General features: G+C 68.3%; 3 protein-coding genes. 2 read left to right on the forward strand and 1 reads right to left on the reverse strand.

The features are described from left to right. Positions 1-373: 373 nt before the first annotated feature. The gene (locus ACZ7DL_RS38975; protein ID WP_470781800.1) at positions 374-505 is read right to left on the reverse strand and encodes a hypothetical protein; all 132 of its coding nucleotides are present in this window, start codon (positions 503-505) and stop codon (positions 374-376) included. Between the two features lie 33 nt (positions 506-538). Here ACZ7DL_RS38975 and ACZ7DL_RS38980 point away from each other — a divergent pair, with 33 nt between their 5' ends. Both ACZ7DL_RS38980 and ACZ7DL_RS38985 read left to right on the forward strand, forming a co-directional pair. Next, entirely contained in the window at positions 539-1,267 is a 729-nt protein-coding gene (locus ACZ7DL_RS38980; RefSeq protein WP_470781802.1) for an SDR family oxidoreductase, read from the forward strand. 275 nt (positions 1,268-1,542) lie between these two features. Then, positions 1,543-2,919 carry an IS1380 family transposase gene (locus ACZ7DL_RS38985; RefSeq protein ID WP_470781805.1) on the forward strand — a complete coding sequence of 459 codons (1,377 nt, stop codon included), beginning with the start codon at positions 1,543-1,545 and terminating at the stop codon, positions 2,917-2,919. Positions 2,920-3,096 lie beyond the last annotated feature (177 nt).

Consider the following 3,096-nt stretch of genomic DNA (forward strand, 5'->3'; position numbering starts at 1 on the left):
CTTAGCCTCGGCCTTTCACGAGGGTCTTGTCCGGTCCTTGATCAAACAAGTGGAGAGTACTGCTGACCTGCAACGATGGGACTCGCCTAAGGTCCGGTCAGTTGCAAGGAAAGAAGCACTCTCCGGGTGAGTATTGGTATCGGGTTGTCGCGGGTCCGTGTCCTGGGCGACGGGGGCGCGGTGGCCTCGCAGGTATCCTGCCGTCCGCGGCGCCGCCCCGTAGATCCGCAGCCGCTATGACCCGGCATGCACAGTGCTGCCCCGCGGCGGACACAACGGTAGCTGGAGCGGGGTGGCGGATCAGCCGGGGCCCGACGGGAATGCCGGGGCCCGGATCACGCGGCGCGACGGGCAGTCTCGCGGTCCGGGGCCCTCACGCGTGCGACGCGGTCAGCCACGCTCTGATGCCGGCCATCGCGCGGGGGCCGTAGTCCCAGCCGACGCCCTGGACCGGATCGGCGATCGAGTTCGGTGAATGCAACGCCCGCATATGGCGATATGCCATATTGCAGACATACCCGCCAACGAAAGGTATGTCATGAAGTTCGCGGTCATCGGCGGTACTGGGCTGATCGGGTCGCAGGTCGTCAAGAATCTGAACGCCGCCGGGCACGAGGCGGTACCGCACTCGCAGTCCACCGGAGTCGACGTCATCAGCGGCCAGGGACTGGACGAGGCGGTGGCGGGAGCCGACGTCGTCGTCAACCTGACGAATTCCCCGACCTTCGACGAAGCCTCCCTGGCCTTCTTCCAGACCTCGATGGACAACCTTGTGGCCGCGGCCCGGAAGGGCGGCGTTGGCCACTTCGTCATCCTCTCGATCGTCGGCGCGGACCAGGTGCCGGAGCTGGACTACTACCGGGCCAAGGTACTCCAGGAGAAGATCCTCGCGGCCGGGCCGATCCCCTACTCGATCGTCCAGGCGACGCAGTTCATGGAGTTCATGGACGCCGTCCTGTCCTGGACCGCCGACGCCGACACCGTCCGGTTGCCCGCCACGCCGATCCAGCCGATCGCCTCCAAGGACGTGGCCAACGCGGTGGCGGAAGTCGCCGCGGGCGCCCCACTGAATGGCATTCGCAAAATCGCCGGACCCGAGATCTTCTCCCTGGACGAGCTGGGCCGGATCACCCTGTCCCGCAAGGGCGACAACCGTACCGTCGTTACCGACCCCACCGCCGGCATGCTCGCCGTCGTCAAGGGTGAGGTCCTCACCGACAAGAACGCCCACCTCGCCCCCACCCGCTACGCCGACTGGCTCTCCTGAACCGCTCGTGCCCTCCCCAGGCGCGCTGACCGCAGAAGCTAGGACCTGGCCGCCGTGCGTGCCAACAAGAAGCCAGCACGGCGGCCAGCAGTGGTCCGCAGCTCCGGGTCACTTCGACTCGAGCTGCACGATCCTGTGGATCCCCCCACTTCTCTAACCTCGGGCTTTCACGAAGCGGGTGTCCAGAGGGTGATCAAATAGAAGGAGAGTGCTCCTAACCTGGGAAGGGGCTTGTCGAAGGCTCTGCCCGCCGCAGGAAAGAAGGCACTCTCCAGGTGAAGAAGCGTATCGGGTCCTACCCGCGTGTCCGTGTCGAGGGCGGCAGTCATGGGGTGGTCACTCAGGCCGGGGCCGTGCTGCTGGTGGAGACGGCCCGCAAGACAGGGCTGGATCAGGCGATATCGGCGGCACTGTCGCCGTGGCGTAAGGCGCGGGCGGTGCACGATCCGGGCAAGATCCTGCTGGATGTGGCGCTCGCGGTCGCGCTCGGCGGGGACTGCCTCGCGGATGTGGGCATGCTGCGGGCGGAGCCGGGCGTGTTCGGGCCGGTGGCCTCCGACCCGACGGTCTCCCGGCTCATCGACACGCTGGCCGGGAGCGGATCGAAGGCCCTGGCGGCAATCCGCGCCGCGCGGGCCGAAGTGCGCGAGTATGTTTGGCAGTTGGCCGGTCCGTCGGCGCCGGATGCCGGCGGGCAGGTGATCGTGGACCTGGACGGGGTGCTGGTGATCGCTCACTCCGAGAAGCAGGACGCCGCCGCGACCTGGAAGAAGACGTTCGGACACCACCCGATCATGGCCTTCGTCGACCACGGCAGCGGTGGCAGCGGGGAGCCTGTGGCGGGTCTGCTGCGGCCGGGCAACGCGGGGAGCAACACCGCTGCCGATCACATCGAAGCCGCCCAACTGGCGCTGGCCCAGCTGCCGAAGACCTACCGGCGCGGGCGGCGGACACTGATCCGTACCGATTCCGGTGGCGGCACGCATGAGTTCGTGGTCTGGCTCATCAAGCGCGGGAGGTGGCTGTCGTACTCGGTCGGCATGACCATCACCGAGGCCATCCATCAGGCCGTCCTCAAGGTGCCGGCCTCCACGTGGACGCCCGCGATCGAGCCGGGCGGCGGTATCCGCGACGGCGCCTGGGTCGCCGAGCTCGACGGCGACTGCCTCAAGGGCTGGCCCAAGGGGATGCGGCTAATCGTCCGGAAGGAACGACCGCACCCCGGTGCGCAGTTGCGCTTCACCGATGCCGACGGGATGCGGCTGACCGCGTTTGCCACCAACACCACCGGTGTCCCGATCGCCGCCCTCGAGTTGCGACACCGCCAACGCGCCCGGGCCGAAGACCGCATCCGTGCCGCCCGTGCCACCGGCCTGCGCAACCTCCCCCTCCACGAGACCGCGCAGAACCAGGTCTGGCTGGAGATCGTCCAGATCGCCCTCGAGCTGCTGGCCTGGATGCCGATGCTCGCCCTGACCGGCACCGCCCGGCTGTGGGAACCCCGCCGGCTGCGGCTCCGGCTGTTCTCCGCTGCCGCCCAGCTGGTCACCACCGCCCGCCGCCGCCACCTGAGATTCACCCACCACTGGCCCTGGACAACCGTGATCACCAGCGCGATCCAGCGGCTGCAGGCCCTGCCGAACCCCGGCTGACCAGCGACAACGACCTGTCCCTGCGAGCAGCATCACTTCACCGGAGCCGTGGAACCCGGCGCCCACCCGGCGCGACGCCGGGCCATCGGCCTGCTCGCGCGCCGAAAACAGCACCGAGGAACAGGGAAGAACGGCCCATCGGCAAGCTGACAGCCCATCACGCAAGATCGAGGTTAG

The sequence above is a fragment of the Streptomyces sp. NPDC036984 genome (assembly GCF_055607665.1).

Coding starts and splice junctions, on each gene's coding strand:
- ACZ7DL_RS38975 (WP_470781800.1), bottom strand. CDS start 505: ATGGCATATCGCCATATGCGGGCGTTGCATTCACCGAACTCGATCGCC.
- ACZ7DL_RS38980 (WP_470781802.1), top strand. CDS start 539: ATGAAGTTCGCGGTCATCGGCGGTACTGGGCTGATCGGGTCGCAGGTC.